Source organism: Tritonibacter mobilis F1926 (genome assembly GCF_000376545.2).
In the GTDB taxonomy this organism is placed as follows: Bacteria; Pseudomonadota; Alphaproteobacteria; order Rhodobacterales; family Rhodobacteraceae; genus Epibacterium; species Epibacterium mobile.
Map to the genome: position 1 here is coordinate 351,930 of NZ_CP015230.1, position 15,986 is coordinate 367,915.

A 15,986-nucleotide genomic window follows, 5' to 3' on the forward strand; every position below is an offset into this window, starting at 1 on the left:
GCCGACATGTCCGTGCAGACTCCCATCACCGTGACCGAACACCTGTGGATCCCGCTGCCCGATGGGCGCAGGCTCGCGGCGCGGATGTGGCAGCCCGCGGGCGCAGGCCCGTTTCCGGTGATCCTTGAATATCTGCCCTACCGCAAACGCGATGGCACAGCCCCACGGGACGCCACTACGCATCCGGTGTTTGCCGCCCATGGCTATGCCTGTGTGCGGGTGGATATCACCGGCTCCGGTGACAGCGACGGGCGCTTTGATGACGAATACTCCGAGCAGGAACTCTCGGATGGTGAGGCGGTGCTGGAGTGGATCGCGCAGCAGCCCTGGTCGACAGGCAAGGTCGGTATGATCGGGATTTCCTGGGGCGGGTTCAATGGCTTGCAAATGGCGTATCGCCGACCGGAGGCCTTGAAAGCGGTGGTTTCGGTGGCCTCTACCGTGGATCGCTATGCTGACGATATCCACTATATGGGGGGCTGCCTGCTGAGCGATAACAAGAACTGGGCGAGCCAGATGTTTGCCTATATGACCCGGCCGCTGGATCCGAAACTGCGCCCGGATTGGCGCGCGGAATGGTTGGGTCGGATCAATGACCTGCCCTTTATGGCGGCGGATTGGCTGCGCCATCAGACGCGGGATGCGTTCTGGAAACATGGCTCCGTTTGCGAGGACTGGTCGGCGATCCAGGCGCCGGTGCTGGCAATCACCGGCTGGGCCGATGCCTATGTGAACGCCCCGCCCGCACTGGCCGCAAAGATGACCGGCGCGCCGGCAAAGGCCTTGATGGGGCCGTGGGAACACCGCTATGCCCATATCTCTCAGGTTGAGGCGGCGGATTTTCATGGCGAGGTGCTGCGCTGGTTCGATCAATACCTCAAAGGTGAGGACACCGGGGCAGAAGCCTTGCCCGACTACCGGGTCTTTATGCAGGAGTTTACCGCGCCAAGCCCGAAGAACCTGCCGCAGAACGGCCGTTGGGTGGCCGAAACGAAGTGGCCCTCGCCCAATGTCGCGGACGTGGTGTGGCCGCTGGCCGTGGGGGGATTTGCACCCGAGCCGCAGGCGGGTACGGCGAGGGTCCATAGCCCCGCGACCGTTGGGCAGGCGGGCGGCTATTTCTGCCCCGGTATCCGGATCGACAATGAACGCCCCGGCGACCAGAGTGTGGATGACCGGGCCTCGACCTGTTTTGACAGCACCGCGCTGCTTGCCCCGATAGAGATCCTGGGCCGTCCGCGTGTGCGACTGGCCTTCAGTGTCGACAAACCCGTCGCGCAGGTGGTGGCGCGGTTGTGTGATGTGGCACCCTCCGGTCAGTCGCAGCGCATCACCTATCGCCCACGCAACCTGTGCCATGACGACAGCCATGAGGTGGCAACGCGGCTGGAGCCGGGCAAGCGCTACGAGGTGGAGTTTGAGCTGAATGAATGCGCGCACCGGGTGCTGGCGGGGCATCAATTGCGGCTGGCACTGTCGACCTCCTATTGGCCGATTGTCTGGCCCGCGCCGGAGGCTGCCGAGATCACGCTGCATCTGGACGGATGCGCGCTGATCTTGCCGGAGCGCCGCGTCGAGGTTGAGATTGAGGCCCAAGCCCCGGGCGCGGCGCGTGACTACCCGAAGTATCAGGCCGAGGTGTTGGAAAAACCTTGGGGCGAGGCCGAGACACGTGTCGAGGCGGACGGGACTCATGTGCTGGAGAGCTTTGACAGCTATGGCGCGGCGCAGGATCTGACCCATGGCCAGCGTGTCGCCAGTAACGTTCGGATGCGCTATGCCATCCACCCCAACGATCCGGCCAGCGCGCGGTTTGACTGTGCTTGGGTCTTCAACTTTGGCCGCGATGGCGAAGGTGATCAGGAGGACTGGGGCGTGCGGGTCGAGACTGACAGTTCGATGCATTGCGACACCGAGAATTTCACCCTCTGGCGCGGGATCAAAGCCTATGAGGGTGAAGAGGTGGTGCTGACGCGCGAGTGGACCGAGGTCATCCCGCGCGGCTGTCTCTGACGGTGGGCCCAAAGGGGCCACCCAGTCGAACCAAAGCGCGCGCCCGTCAGGATTGCGGCAGGGCGCGCGGGTCGAATTGGCACATCTCGCCCGCTTTGGCCAAGGCCTGATCCAGCCCGGAGAGGGAGAAACCACCGTAGAGCCAGGTTTCCCCTTCGGCGGCGCGATCCACCGCAAAGCCAAAATCGCCCTTGGTGGCGAGCATGGCGCCGATCAATTCCGAGATGAAGCCCGGTGTCAGGCTCGCACCATAGGTGAAGCCCGGAGCGGTATAGAAAAACATCTCGTCGCCAAACCACACCGGCTCATCCCCCAGATAGAGCGTCACACTATCTGCTGCCTCATCCCAGGGGGCTTCGACCTCGTCAGGGCCGTAAGGCGTGTAGATATAGTCGAAGGTGGCATTCAGACCGTTGTTTTCGAACGTGAATTCCAGATAGCCGGAGGTGTCGCGGGCGGAGGAGAGCGTATAGACGTGGCAGGTGTTGCCCTTGTAGACCGCCGCCCAATTGCCAGCCTCAAGGAACAGCGTCGAGGCCTGCGCGAGGCCACCCATCAGAGACAAGGCGAGCGTCGCAGCGAGAGATTTCAGCATGAAAGATGTCCTAAACAATCGTGGTTGGCGCAAAGCTACTGCGCAATAGATGCGGAATTCTTAATGCGTTATCGCGTTTGGTGATCGCCGGGGACACCGTGGTCAGTCGTCTGTCACATGGATCGCGAATTGCTCTAGCCCCGCAGATTGGGCTTCGATCACGCGGAAACTCTCGCGCACCCCAGCCTCGGTCAGGTCTCTCGCGACTGTCAGCAGCGTGTTGGGGGCGTGATCCTCGCAAAGCTCTGCCATATGGTCGATCTCGGCTTCGGCAACGGGGCGGGCGCTGGCCATATCCGGCGCGCCATAGATCTCCATGAAATGCCGGGCGAGCTGTTCGATCAGCGTGGTGACTTCTTCAGCCTCGATCTGGGTCACGGCGACAAATGTCACCCGACCTGCGGTTTCCAGCCCCATCCAGCCATTGGCAAAGGCTTGACGTTGTTTGCCAACAAGGTCGCCCTCGCTCCAGTTGGAGAACTCAAACCCGCCGGAAATACACCATTCCCCGGTGCGGGCGGGGCTGGCAAAGACGTTCATGTCGCTTTCGTCAAAATGAATGGCACGGGCCAGTTTCATCGCGTCTTTCTCCTGTCAGTCCTGCACCAGAACAGTGGTGAGCGGGATCAGATGGGTGGTTGTGTCGTCGCGCAGGAGCATGCCGAAATCCTCATCGACGCCAAGGAAGGTACCGCTCAGCCCGGCTTGCTGGCGGTCTTCGCCGATGCCATGCGCAAGCCCGCGCCATTCTGCATGAAGCGCTTTGAGTTCGCCTTCGTCCCACCGGTTGATCCAATGCAGGCAGTGGCGGGTCCAGCTTTCCAGCAGGCGCGGCGCAGCCACATCTGCGCAGCCCTCGGCATAGAGCGCGGTTTGATCCGGCGTGTCGCCCCCGTCGCCCGCAGGCCAGAGCGGCAGGTCCAAGCCGACAACCAGCCAGTCCGGCTGGGCGCCGGGTGCATCGGTACTGGCCGCGACGCGAAGGCTTCCGCATCGCGCGCCATTGATCAGCAGACCACCGTCCCAGTCCAGATGCACGGCAACTTCGGGCGGGGCCAGCGCGCCAAGGGCGTTCTGAAAGCCCAGGCCGCACACGGGCAGCATCGCCATGGCCTTGGTCAGGGGCACTTCGGGCGCGAGCACCAGTGCGGCACGCAAAACGTCAGTGCCGAGGTCATAGACCACAAGCCCCGCATCAACGCCCAACTCGGCTTTCTGGCAGGCGAGATCAAACGGGTCCTGTCCCGGACCTGCGGCCTCGCCCGTCATCAGAGGGGGGAAGGTGACAGTCTCGCTCATACGACGCCGCGCTCCACGAGGGCTGCGGCGATGTCCTGAAAGGCACGAGCCTGTGTGCTGTCGGGTTTGGAGACCACGATGGGCGCGCCGCCATCCGCCGCCAAACGCACATCCAGATGCAAGGGCACCTCTGCCAGGAGCGGTACGTTCAGTTTCTCGGCCTCTGCTGCAACGCCGCCATGGCCAAAGATATGCTCCTCATGGCCGCAGCTGGAACAGATGTGGGTCGACATGTTCTCAATGAGGCCGAGGATCGGCACGTTCAGCTTGTGGAACATATCAATACCTTTGCGGGCATCAATCAGGGCTACATCCTGCGGGGTGGAAACCACAATCGCCCCGTCCACCTGCGCTTTTTGCGCCAGTGTCATCTGCACGTCGCCGGTGCCCGGTGGCAGGTCTACGATCAGCACATCGAGCGCGCCCCATTGCACCTGCATCATCATCTGTTGCAGCGCCCCCATCAGCATCGGGCCGCGCCAGACCACGGCCTGATCGTCATTGGTCATCAGACCGATCGACATCATGGTGACGCCGTGATTCCGCAGCGGCAGGATGGTCTTGCCGTCGGGGCTGGCCGGGCGGCCAGAGACACCCAGCATGCGCGGCTGCGAGGGGCCGTAGACATCCGCATCCAAGAGACCCACGCGTTTGCCAGCCTGCGCGAGGGCACAGGCAAGGTTGGCCGAAACGGTGGATTTCCCGACGCCGCCCTTGCCCGAGGCGACCGCGATGATCTTTGCGATGCCGGGAATCTTTTGCGGGCCTTGCGGCTCTGCGGGTTTGTTGGGTTTGAGATCCGGCGGGGCTTTGGTGCTATGCGCCGTCATCAGGGCCGAGACTTTCTCAACACCCGCGAGGTTGCTCACCAGTACTTCGGCCTGATCGCGCACCGGCGCGTAGGCCTCGGATTTGGCCGGGTCAATTTCCAGCACAAACCGCACATTGCTGCCCTCGATGGTGAGGGCGCGGATGATGCCTGCGGCGACGATATCGCTGCCGCTCACGGGGTCTTTCAGGGTCTTCAGGGCGTCGAGGACGGCGTCGCGGGTGATGGACACGCGGGGCTACTCCTTGGTTGGTCTGGTGGTTGGCCTGGTCAGGTCACGCGTCTGCATGGTGCCTGTTGTGCGCGCGGGTTGAAAGGGCTCAGTGGCGCAAGTTTGCGTCAATGGTCGCGCCGCGTGCTGAGATAATCCTCGGTGGTGCGCACGCGAGGACGTTCCTTGCCCGCAAAGGGGGAATCCTTTTGGTGGAATTGCGCATTCACGCGGCAGTCATCGCACATCTGGATCATCTTGGCGGCATCCGGGTTGGCAAACATCGCATGATTGCCCGCAAGCTTTTCCATAATCCGCTCGACGGTGGATTTGACTCCAAAGAGGCTGCCACATTCGATGCAGGCAAAGGGCTCTTCTTCATTCAAAACCACCTGATCCAGCGCCGAGGGGGCAAGGTTCAGGCGCGGCTCATAGGTGATGGCATCCTCCGGGCAGACATTAGCGCAGAGACCGCACTGCAGGCAGGCATCTTCTTGAAAGCGCAGCTGCGGCAGGTCCGGGTTGTCCCCCAACGCCCCCGACGGGCAGAGCGACACGCAGGACAGGCACAGGGTACAGGCATCCTGATCGACCAGTACCGCGCCATAGGGCGCACCCTCTGGCAGCGGCAATTCTGTGTCAGCGGCGTTCAGGGCCAATGCGGCCTGTCGGGTGATCTGGCGGCGGGTGCCCATGGGGCGCTGGACCGTCGCGGGGGCTGCGGGCAGATTGCGGGTCTCGTAGAGCGCATCACATAGCGCCTCGGGTTCTGCCGCGTGCAGCAGGCGCGCGGCATCAGCGGAAATCGCATTGGCCAGATCAACCTCACGCGTTTGAACCTCAAGATCGGCGCGCGGCCCGGGCAGCAGGCAGACCTCGCGGAAACCAGCGGCACGCGCCGCGAGGATTTCTGCATGGCCAAAGGTGTTGAAGGCCTCCACCTCCAGCGGAATGACGCTTGCGGGGAGGCCACGGTCAAACCGCGCGGCGAGGCGGATCATCTCGGCACCATGGGCGTCCACCACCAGCAGCCGGGGCGTGTCGCCACCTGCCGCCAGATAGGCCTTGGCGAGGGTTTGAACACGCAAAAACAGGCTCTCAGCCGGGGGCGCATCATAGGTGATGGCGCTGGACGGGCAGAGCGAAGCACAGGCGCCGCAGCCTGCGCAAATCATCGGATCAATGGCAACACTGTCGCCATTGGGCGTGATCGCACCGGTGGGGCAGGCATCCAGACAGCGGGTGCATCCGGTTTGACGCGCGCGGGAATGGGCGCAAAGCAGCGGCTCCGCCTTCACGTAGAGCGGTTTTTCAAAGGTGCCGACCAACTGGCTGGCGGCCAGCACCGCGTCCGCCACCGCAACCGGCGATTTCGGGTCTGCGCGCAGGTAACCTTCGCGTTTCTCGGGGGCCGGGAACAGGGGGGCGTCACCGCGCAGGTCGAGGATGACATCGCACTCGGAGCGGCCTGCGTCGCGGGGCGCGCTCCACGTCCATTCACGCCCGGTGACATCGAGCGATTGCAGCGCGTCCACCGTCACCTCAAAGTTGCCGAGTGCTCCGCGCGCGCTGCGCAGCTGCCCTCGGATTGCGTCGAACCCGCGGCTGAGCGGCGGCTCGGCCACATCGGTCAGCAGGACCGTAACGCCAAGAATATCCTGTAGCTTCTCGGCGGCAGGCAGCGCCACATCCGCAGTGCCGACGATCAGGCACAGACCTTCGCTGATCACATCGACGCTCTTGGCGGGGCGGATGTTCAGCTGCGTCTCTGCAACCAATGCGGACATTTTGGGTAGCACATCGCCCGCATTTTGCGCCTCAATGGACCATCCGGCCCTGTCTCGCAGGTCGAGAAACAGCGGGGCATCCTGTCCCAACTCCTCGGCCAGGGCGGTGAAAAAGCGGCTTTCCTGGCCGCAACAAAAAATTGCATCCGGGTCCTGAAGGGCTGCGACTGCGGCATCGGATTGGGTTGTGCAGAGGTTGGAATGCACCTTTGAACACGGCAATCCGGTGGTTGCGCTAAGGGTCTCTGAATCGAGTGGTTGTGATCCGGAACAATCACACAATATCAGGTTCTTAGGCATGTTTTCCTCGCTGGCCGTCGGGCTGGCATTCGGTGGTGAAATCACGGGTTTGGAGCGTATCCTAGTCAGGTTTCACAGCATTCGTAAACCACCGTAAAGCGCAGCAAAGGGCGCAAGATCCAGCGCCGTGGCGAAGTGATTCGGGAATTTATCGAAAAAATCGAATGCCTGAGCAAAAAGATAGGGTTGGACAATTCGTCCACTGCCGGTCCTTGGGCTCGGGTGGGGGAGTCAAATTGTCCACGGCGGGCTGAAATGCCCAATCCCATAGCACTGTGTGCTTTCGCATGCAGGGTGGTTTGCGGCAAGATTGCAGCAACTTAGCCAGGGATGGGTCGTGGACCAGTACTACGCAAAGATGGATGTGATGCCGCTTGGGGTCGTGATCCGGCGCACGCCGGGGGTAACGCCGTGGGCGCGTTGGGCGTGGCGTGTGGTGGCGGTGCTGCCCGGTGCTGCCGATGCCGACTGGAGCCTGATGCGGGAAGAGGGCGAAGCTTGCGAGTTTCACGCAGCCACGCTGCCGCTTGAATTGCACCGCGCCGATGCTGAGGCCTACATGCAGGGTCTCACAGCCAATCCGCCAAGCATTTACGTGGTGATGCGACCGGGGCCGAATGCGCGCCCTGAGGTGACGCTGGTCACGGCCTCGCCGTTTGAGGCGCAGGATTATGCCGACACTGGCGAAGATCAGGTCGAGAAGGTCGAGATGCCGGCGGGGCTGGTGGCATGGGTGCGCGACTTCACCCTCGCGCATTTCAAGGAAGAAGAGTTCAAGAAGCGTCGTCGCGACCGCCAGCGCGTGGATCTGGAGGAGGACGGCGTGGGCGATGCGCGCATTCCGCAACTGACGGATGTGTATCGCGCCCCGGCCAAGGCCCGTAAGGAGCGCCTGCAATGAGTGCGCAGAATTTCTGGTCCCGCCGTCGCGCAGCGGTCGAGGCGGAAGAGGCGCAGGAGGCCCGCGCGCTGAAGGAGGCGGAAGCGCAGGCGCGGGACGCTGAACTTGCCGAGCGCAGCGATGCAGACTTGCTCGCCGAGTTGGATCTGCCGGACCCGGATACGCTTGGGCCGGGGGATGATTTCAAGGCGTTTCTCACCGAAGCCGTTCCTGCACGTCTCAAGACACGCGCATTGCGCAGGCTCTGGGTCACCAACCCGGTTCTGGCAAATGTCGATGGGCTGATCGACTATGGCGAGGATTTCACGGACGCGGCGATGGCGGTGGAGAACATCCAGACCGCCTATCAGGTCGGCAAAGGCATGACCGCCCATGTGGAAGAGCTGGCCCGTCAGGCAGAGCGTGAAGCGGCAGCACAAGGCGCCGATGACGTGGCACCGGACGTTGCAGCCTCTGATGCGCAAGAGGACACCATTTCGCCAGAGGAAAACGCCGAAGCAGCCGCTGCGTCAGTCGCCTCTGCCGAGGCCGAAGAGGTGCAAGAAGATGAAATCGCGCACAGCGATGTTCAGGTCGAAGATACCCCGCCACAAGTGACATCGCGCCGGATGCGCTTTGTCTTTGAGGATGCGGAGGCAACAATATGACACAGGAGAGCCCGATGACAGACGCCGCCGTGACCACAGAGCGGGTCAGCGAAGAAGATCGGCTGCGCGCGGATCTCTACAACTACCTTGGCCTAATGCTGGCCGCACCCCCGAGCGAGATGCTGCTGGAACAGACGGCTGGGCTCTCCGGGGATGAGACACCGCTGGGGCAGGCGATCACCCAACTGGCACGGGTGGCCAAACGCACCAAACCCGCCGGAGCCGAACGCGAGTTTAACGCGCTGTTCATCGGTCTGGGCCGGGGGGAGTTGCTGCCCTATGCGAGCTATTACCTCACTGGTTTCTTGAATGAAAAGCCTCTGGCAGCGCTGCGTAACGACATGAGCGCGCGGGGGCTGAGCCGCGCGCCCAATGTGTTTGAGCCCGAAGACAACATTGCCTCCCTGATGGAGATGATGGGGGCGATGATCGTGGGCCGGTTTGGTGCCGCCACATCGCTTGCGGAGCAGAAAACCTTTTTCAACAAACACATCGGTCCGTGGGCCGCGCATTTCTTTGCCGACCTCGAGGGCGCAAAGAACTCCGTGCTTTATGCCTCAGTGGCGGCGGTTGGGCGGGCCTTCATGGAAATTGAGACCGAAGGATTTCGGATGGGGGGCTGAGCTCTCTGATCCACGACGATGCGCCCGCAGGAGGCAGGCGCAGGGCAGGGCGGCCCGGACGCCCGAACGACTGGACCTAAAGACCGAAAGAGGAGGAGGATCCACATGTCACGGAAAGAGGATGGCGCAAGCCGCCGCGACTTTCTGAAACTGGCTGCAACCACCACGCCCGCAGCGGCGGTGGCTCTTGCAACCACCGGAGGCGAGGCTGAGGCCGCTACTCCGGACCTGTCATCCAACAAGATGCAGGATACCGCGCATACCCGCGCATATTACGACAGCACCCGGTTCTGACCGGATGCCTTTCATGCCTGAGCCGACTGGTTGCGTGACGCCCGACTGAGCACAGGTTTCTCAATAAACCCAGCGCGCTTCTGATTTCAGGGGCAAGCAAGGGAGGTTTTAAAATGCTTAGGAAAAAGACCAACGGGGTTGCGAGACGCCCCCAGCGGACCAGTATCCTGTCCAAGGTCGGCGAGTCAGCTGTCGACCGCCGCGCATTCCTGCGCGGGTCCGGCCTCGCCATCGGCGGGCTTGCGGCCATCAGCGCCACCGGTGGAACGGTGACGCAGGCCAATGCGGCGGCCTCTGCGACCGGCGCCATGGAAACAATCAAATCCGTCTGCACCCATTGCTCGGTTGGCTGTACCGTCATCGCAGAGGTGCAAAACGGTGTCTGGGTCGGTCAGGAACCCGGCTGGGACAGCCCCTTCAACTTGGGATCGCACTGCGCCAAGGGCGCATCGGTGCGCGAGCACGCCCATGGTGAGCGGCGCCTCAAGTACCCGATGAAACGCGAAGGCGGTGAGTGGAAGCGCATCAGCTGGGAACAAGCCATTGACGAGATCGGCGACCAGATGATGTCCATCCGCGAAGAAAGCGGCCCGGACAGCGTTTATTGGCTCGGCTCTGCCAAGCACAACAACGAACAGGCTTACCTGTTCCGCAAGTTCGCCGCCTACTGGGGCACGAACAACGTGGACCATCAGGCGCGGATCTGTCACTCCACCACCGTTGCAGGTGTTGCGAATACATGGGGCTACGGCGCCATGACCAACAGCTACAATGACATCCATAACTCCAAGGCGATCTTCATCATCGGGGGCAACCCTGCCGAGGCGCATCCGATCTCGCTGTTGCACGTGCTGAAGGCCAAGGAGCAGAACAATGCGCCGCTGATCGTTTGTGATCCGCGCTTTACCCGCACGGCGGCCCATGCAGACGAGTATGTGCGCTTCCGTCCCGGTACCGACGTGGCGCTGGTCTGGGGGATCTTGTGGCATATCTTTGAAAACGGTTGGGAGGACAAAGAGTTCATCCGCACCCGTGTCTGGGGTATGGACCAGATCCGCGAAGAGGTCGCAAAGTGGACGCCCGAAGAAGTTGAGCGCGTGACCGGCACCCCCGGTAGCCAGCTCAAGCGCGTGGCGCGGACCTTGGTGAACAACCGTCCCGGCACCGTGATCTGGTGTATGGGCGGCACTCAGCACACCAACGGCAACAACAACACCCGTGCCTACTGCATCCTGCAGCTTGCACTCGGCAACATGGGCACCTCCGGCGGCGGCACCAATATCTTCCGCGGTCACGACAACGTGCAGGGGGCGACCGACCTTGGCGTTCTGAGCCACACTTTGCCGGGCTATTATGGCCTGTCTGCTGGTGCATGGGGCCATTGGGGCCGTGTCTGGGGCGAGGACATGGACTGGCTCAAGGGGCAGTTCGAAACCGTCAAATCCGCCGACGGCAAGGACAAGAACCTGATGAACCTGACGGGCATTCCGGTGTCCCGATGGATCGACGGGATCCTCGAAGACAAAGAGAACATGGATCAGCCCAACAACGTGCGGGCCATGGTTCTCTGGGGCCACGCGCCAAACTCTCAGACCCGGATGACGGAGATGAAGACGGCGATGGAAAAGCTCGACATGCTTGTCGTGGTGGATCCCTATCCGACCGTCTCTGCCGTGCTGCATGACCGCACCGATGGCGTCTACCTGCTGCCTGCCTGTACTCAGTTTGAGACACGTGGCTCCGTGACGGCGTCGAACCGGTCGCTGCAGTGGCGCGATCAGGTGGTGGAACCTCTGTTCGAGAGCCTGCCCGATCACGTGATCATGGCCAAATTCGCCAATAAGTTTGGCTGGGCAGATCGTCTCTTCCGCAATATCGAGATGGAAGACGCCGAGACCCCCAACATCGAGAGCATCACCCGCGAGTTCAATCAGGGTATGTGGACGGTGGGCTATACGGGTCAAAGCCCGGAGCGTATCAAACTTCATATGGCGAACCAGCACACGTTTGACCGCACCACGCTGCAAGCGGTGGGCGGCCCGGCGGATGGGGATTTCTACGGCTTGCCGTGGCCCTGCTGGGGCACACCCGAGATGAACCATCCGGGCACGCCGAACCTATATGATATGTCCAAACCAGTGGCCGAAGGTGGCCTGTGTTTCCGCGCCCGTTTCGGGGTGGAACGCGATGGCGACAATCTGCTGGCCGAGGGTGTCTCGAACCCCGGTGCGGAAATTCAGGACGGCTATCCTGAGTTTACCATGCAGATGCTGGTGGATCTGGGCTGGGATAAGGACCTCACCCAAGAAGAGAAAACCGTTATCGCAGGCGTTGCGGGCGTACAGCTCGATGGTGCGGGCGAAGCGGGGACCAGCGGAAATGGCAATCAGGGCGCAGGCGAAGAAGTGGGCGAGCAGTCCATGTCTCCCTTCCCGTCTGATTTCAACACCAAGACCGCTTCGGTGAACTGGAAAACCGACCTCTCCGGCGGTATCCAGCGGGTTGCGATCAAGCATGGCTGCGCCCCCTTCGGCAACGCCAAGGCCCGTGCCGTGGTGTGGACCTTCCCGGATCCGGTGCCGCTGCACCGCGAGCCGCTCTACACCAACCGGCGGGATCTGGTGGCGGATTATCCGACCTATGAGGATCGGAAATTCTACCGTCTGCCCACCATGTATGCCTCGATCCAGAAGAACGACGTCTCCAAGGAGTATCCGATCATCCTCACCTCCGGCCGTCTGGTCGAATATGAGGGCGGCGGTGATGAGACCCGTTCAAACCCATGGCTTGCGGAATTGCAGCAGGACATGTTCGTCGAAATCCACCCGCGCGATGCCAATGACATCGGCGTGCGGGATGGGGCTCAGGTCTGGGTCGAAGGCCCGGAAGGCGGCAAGGTCAAGGTGATGGCCATGGTGACAGAACGGGTGGGTGAGGGCGTTGCCTTCATGCCGTTCCACTTTGGCGGGCACTTCCAGGGCAAGGACCTGCGGGACAAATATCCCGACGGTGCGGATCCCTATGTGCTGGGCGAAAGCACCAACACCGCGCAGACATATGGCTATGACTCGGTCACTCAGATGCAAGAGACCAAAGCCACCCTCTGCAAAATCATGCCAGCGTAAGGAGACGGACATATGGCACGAGCTAAATTCCTGTGCGACGCCGAACGCTGCATCGAGTGCAACGCCTGCGTCACCGCTTGTAAGAACGAGCACGAAGTCCCTTGGGGCATCAACCGTCGCCGTGTTGTGACCATCAATGATGGCAAGCCCGGCGAACGGTCGATCTCGGTCGCCTGCATGCATTGTTCCGATGCACCCTGCATGGCGGTCTGCCCGGTGGACTGTTTCTACCAGACCGAGGACGGGGTGGTTCTGCACTCCAAGGACCTCTGCATTGGCTGTGGCTACTGCTTCTACGCCTGTCCCTTTGGGGCACCGCAGTATCCGCAGGCGGGCAACTTCGGCTCTCGCGGCAAGATGGACAAATGTACCTTCTGCGCCGGTGGTCCTGAGGAAAACAACTCTCAGGCCGAGTTCCAGAAGTACGGGCGCAACCGGATCGCAGAAGGCAAATTGCCGATCTGCGCCGAGATGTGCTCCACCAAGGCGCTTTTGGCAGGCGATGGCGACACCGTCTCCGCTGTCTACCGCGAGCGTGTGGTGGCCCGTGGCTTTGGCTCCGGCGCTTGGGGCTGGGGAACCGCTTACGATCAAAAGGGCGGCTGACGCCCACTTTTGATCCCAATACGCCTACACCGGGAGGCGGCCCGCCATTGTGGCGGGCCCCTTCCGCTATGCGACTGATTCATTTTATCAAATCCGGCTCAACGGGAGGTCCATCCATGCCGCGCCTGATTTTCGTATTCGTCCTTAAACTGGCCCTGCTCTGTGGCCTGTCTGCCCATGCGCAGGACGCAAACCCCGTGGCACCTGATCGCTCCGCCACCGGTGGGGCGCAGACACTTGAGGACATTCTCGCGCGGCAACGCGGCGAGGCGCTGGACGACAGTTTCCGCAGCGACGCGACCGGGAACCCTGAGATTGCTGCCGGGATTGATCAGCAGTTGGGCACCCTTGGTGGCCAGTCCGATCCCGAACTCTGGCGGGCGTTGCGCTACAATTCCGCTGATATTCGCGTCTCTGCCGGGGGCGATGTGGCCACGGTTCTGGTGCAGGACGGTGGCATGAACTGGCTCTCGTTCCGGGCGGGCCCGTTGCGGCAATATGGGGGCTGGCTCTTGCTGGGCACGATTGCTGCGCTGGCAGTATTTTTCCTGCTACGGGGCCGTGTGCGGGTCGATGCAGAAAAGACCGGACGCACAGTGACCCGCTTTGCCTTTGTCGAGCGGATGACCCATTGGACCCTTGCCGGATCTTTCATCCTGCTTGGTCTGACGGGGCTTCTGACGCTCTTTGGCCGGGTGGCGATCCAGCCGTATCTTGGCAAGGACGTGAATTCGGTGCTGCTCATCGGCTCCAAATGGATTCACAATTCCGTCTCTTGGGCCTTCATGCTGGCGCTCATTTTGGTGTTTGTCATGTGGGTTGCGCATAACATCCCGAACAAGCTCGATCTGGTCTGGATCAAGCAATTCGGTGGCATCATCGGCAAGAAACACCCCCCCGCAAAGAAGTTCAACGCCGGTCAAAAGGTGATTTTCTGGTCGGTCATCCTGTTCGGGGCCTCCATCTCCGTCTCCGGCCTGTCGCTGCTGTTCCCGTTTGAACTGCCGCTCTTTGCCAAGACCTTTGCCCTCCTCAATGACACCGGCATCCCGCAGTGGCTTGGCTACGGCGTCTTGCCCACCGAGCTTGCCCCGCAAGAGGAGATGCAGCTTGCCCAGCTTTGGCACGCAATCGTCGCCTTTGTGCTGATGGCGATCATCATCGCGCATATCTATATCGGCACGCTTGGCATGGAAGGCGCTTATGACGCCATGGGCTCTGGCGAGGTGGATGAGGCTTGGGCGCATCAGCACCACTCGATCTGGCTTGAGGAAGTGCAGGAGAAAGAGCGCGCCAAGGCTGAAAACACAGGCGCCACCCCGGCGGAGTGACGTGATGCGGCGACTGGCGCTGAGCCTTGCCCTCTGTGCTGCGCCCGTCTGGGGCGCGGGGGCAGAGGAATTTGTGACCCTCAAAGGACACGGTGGGCCAATCATGGCGCTTGCCGTGGATGATGCGGATCGCGTGGCCAGCGCCAGTTTCGACAATACCGCTGCCATTTGGCAGGAGGGCAGACCTACGTGGTTGGAGGCCCATGACGCGGCCACCGCCGCGGTGATCTTTGGCCCGCGTGGGGCGCTGTTCAGCGGTGGCGATGATTTTGCGATCTATCGCTGGCAGCAGGGACAGCCGCAGGACATCGGGCGTCATGCGGGCAAGATCCGCGCGCTGGATGTCTCGTTGGATGGGGCGTTTCTGGCCTCAGCCAGTTGGGACGGCACCATCGGTCTTTGGTCGCTGAACGGCGGTGCCGGGCAGCAGATCACCGTGGGCGCAGGTGTCAACGATGTGCGCTTTGATGCCAAAGGGCGCCTGTTTGCCGCGACCATGACCGGGCAGGTGCAGGTCTATGACACGCCCGACGCCACCCCCCGGCTTTTGGCCGAACAGGGGTTTGGCATCAACCGTCTGGTGCTGTCGCAAGAGGGCTGGCTTGCCTATGGCGCGGTGGATGGCGGCACACGGGTGATCGATATGGAAACCGGCGCGCAGATCGCCGATTTCACCCTCGATCGCCGCCCGATCCTCGCCTTGGCCTATCATGCGCAAGGTCAGCAGATCGCGGTTGGCGACGGTCATGGCTACATCATGATGATCGACACTCGTAATTGGACCATTGCCCGCGATTTCAGGGCGATGCGCGAGGGGCCGGTCTGGGCATTGGCGTTCTCGCGCGATGGCAGCCGCATCTGGGCCGGAGGCATTCACGATGTGATCTATGGCTGGCCGATTGCGCTGATGGACAGCCATCAGGCCGCAGGAAACGAGACACGCAGTTTTCTGCAAGCCCCCGAAACCATGAGCAACGGCGAGCGCCAGTTCATGCGCAAATGCTCCATCTGTCACGACCTCAACGATGCCGGGCAGCGCCGGGCCGGCCCACACCTGGCAGGTCTGTTCGGGCGCGCGGCGGGCAGCCTGCCGGGTTACCGCTATTCCCGGACATTGCTGCAATCCGACCTGATCTGGACGGACGAGACCATTGATGCCCTGTTCGACCAAGGGCCTGACCACTATATTCCGGGGTCCAAGATGCCGATGCAACGCATCACCGCCCCCACGGATCGTCAGGATCTGATAGACTATCTGAAAACCGCGACAAAACTTCCGGAGGACGACTGAAATGAAAGCCATGCTAACAGGCTTTGCCCTCATTGCCGCAATCGCGGTGGGTGCTGACTTTGCGCTGGAGCGTGCAGGATTTTCCGCACAGGACCAGAACTCCGGTGCTGCCGTGCGCCTGAACTGACGCGCCA

General features: G+C 62.1%; 15 protein-coding genes. 10 read left to right on the forward strand and 5 right to left on the reverse strand.

Features of this window, described 5'->3' with window-relative positions; genetic code table 11:
* Positions 1-6 precede the first annotated feature (6 nt).
* The gene (locus tag K529_RS01725) at positions 7-2,013 is read left to right on the forward strand and encodes a CocE/NonD family hydrolase (protein ID WP_046002514.1); all 2,007 of its coding nucleotides are present in this window, start codon (positions 7-9) and stop codon (positions 2,011-2,013) included.
* A 46-nt stretch (positions 2,014-2,059) separates the two neighbouring features.
* Here the strand turns inward: K529_RS01725 and K529_RS01730 are convergent, their stop codons facing one another.
* The 5 genes from K529_RS01730 to K529_RS01750 form a co-directional block, all read right to left on the reverse strand.
* Positions 2,060-2,608 (reverse strand): hypothetical protein, encoded by a 549-nt coding sequence (locus tag K529_RS01730; RefSeq protein ID WP_005670677.1) that lies wholly within the window; start codon positions 2,606-2,608, stop codon positions 2,060-2,062.
* Positions 2,609-2,710: 102 nt separating this feature from the next.
* Positions 2,711-3,187, reverse strand: a complete 477-nt coding sequence (locus tag K529_RS01735) for a DUF6505 family protein (protein ID WP_005670680.1) — start codon at positions 3,185-3,187, stop codon at positions 2,711-2,713.
* 15 nt (positions 3,188-3,202) lie between these two features.
* On the reverse strand, positions 3,203-3,907 hold the full coding sequence (locus K529_RS01740) for a biotin/lipoate--protein ligase family protein (protein ID WP_046002513.1): 705 nt from the start codon (positions 3,905-3,907) through the stop codon (positions 3,203-3,205).
* Entirely contained in the window at positions 3,904-4,968 is a 1,065-nt protein-coding gene (locus K529_RS01745) for an Mrp/NBP35 family ATP-binding protein (protein ID WP_005642139.1), read from the reverse strand. The genes K529_RS01740 and K529_RS01745 overlap by 4 nt, the downstream gene beginning before the upstream one ends.
* A gap of 107 nt (positions 4,969-5,075) precedes the next feature.
* Positions 5,076-7,034: a 4Fe-4S binding protein gene (locus K529_RS01750; protein ID WP_046002512.1), complete on the reverse strand. Its 1,959-nt coding sequence runs from the start codon at positions 7,032-7,034 to the stop codon at positions 5,076-5,078.
* 367 nt (positions 7,035-7,401) lie between these two features.
* Here K529_RS01750 and K529_RS01755 point away from each other — a divergent pair, with 367 nt between their 5' ends.
* The 9 genes from K529_RS01755 (at position 7,402) to K529_RS23955 (ending at position 15,979) form a co-directional block, all read left to right on the forward strand.
* Positions 7,402-7,935: a DUF3305 domain-containing protein gene (locus tag K529_RS01755; protein WP_039982912.1), complete on the forward strand. Its 534-nt coding sequence runs from the start codon at positions 7,402-7,404 to the stop codon at positions 7,933-7,935.
* On the forward strand, positions 7,932-8,582 hold the full coding sequence (locus K529_RS01760) for a DUF3306 domain-containing protein (RefSeq protein WP_046002511.1): 651 nt from the start codon (positions 7,932-7,934) through the stop codon (positions 8,580-8,582). Before K529_RS01755 ends, K529_RS01760 begins: the two co-directional genes overlap by 4 nt.
* A gap of 14 nt (positions 8,583-8,596) precedes the next feature.
* Positions 8,597-9,205, forward strand: a complete 609-nt coding sequence (locus K529_RS01765) for a TorD/DmsD family molecular chaperone (protein WP_005674138.1) — start codon at positions 8,597-8,599, stop codon at positions 9,203-9,205.
* 105 nt (positions 9,206-9,310) lie between these two features.
* Positions 9,311-9,499, forward strand: a complete 189-nt coding sequence (locus K529_RS01770; protein ID WP_005674136.1) for a twin-arginine translocation signal domain-containing protein — start codon at positions 9,311-9,313, stop codon at positions 9,497-9,499.
* Between the two features lie 113 nt (positions 9,500-9,612).
* Positions 9,613-12,624 (forward strand): formate dehydrogenase subunit alpha, encoded by a 3,012-nt coding sequence (locus K529_RS01775; RefSeq protein ID WP_046002510.1) that lies wholly within the window; start codon positions 9,613-9,615, stop codon positions 12,622-12,624.
* A gap of 12 nt (positions 12,625-12,636) precedes the next feature.
* Positions 12,637-13,230, forward strand: a complete 594-nt coding sequence (gene fdh3B, locus K529_RS01780) for a formate dehydrogenase FDH3 subunit beta (RefSeq protein ID WP_005640291.1) — start codon at positions 12,637-12,639, stop codon at positions 13,228-13,230.
* A gap of 116 nt (positions 13,231-13,346) precedes the next feature.
* Positions 13,347-14,561, forward strand: coding sequence for a formate dehydrogenase subunit gamma (locus tag K529_RS01785; protein ID WP_046002509.1), 1,215 nt, complete (start codon positions 13,347-13,349; stop codon positions 14,559-14,561).
* A gap of 4 nt (positions 14,562-14,565) precedes the next feature.
* Complete coding sequence (locus tag K529_RS01790) at positions 14,566-15,852, forward strand: c-type cytochrome (protein ID WP_005636044.1); 1,287 nt, start codon at positions 14,566-14,568, stop codon at positions 15,850-15,852.
* 1 nt (position 15,853) lies between these two features.
* A complete protein-coding gene (locus K529_RS23955; RefSeq protein WP_009176220.1) occupies positions 15,854-15,979 on the forward strand; it encodes a hypothetical protein in 126 nt (41 codons plus the stop codon).
* Positions 15,980-15,986: the final 7 nt, after the last annotated feature.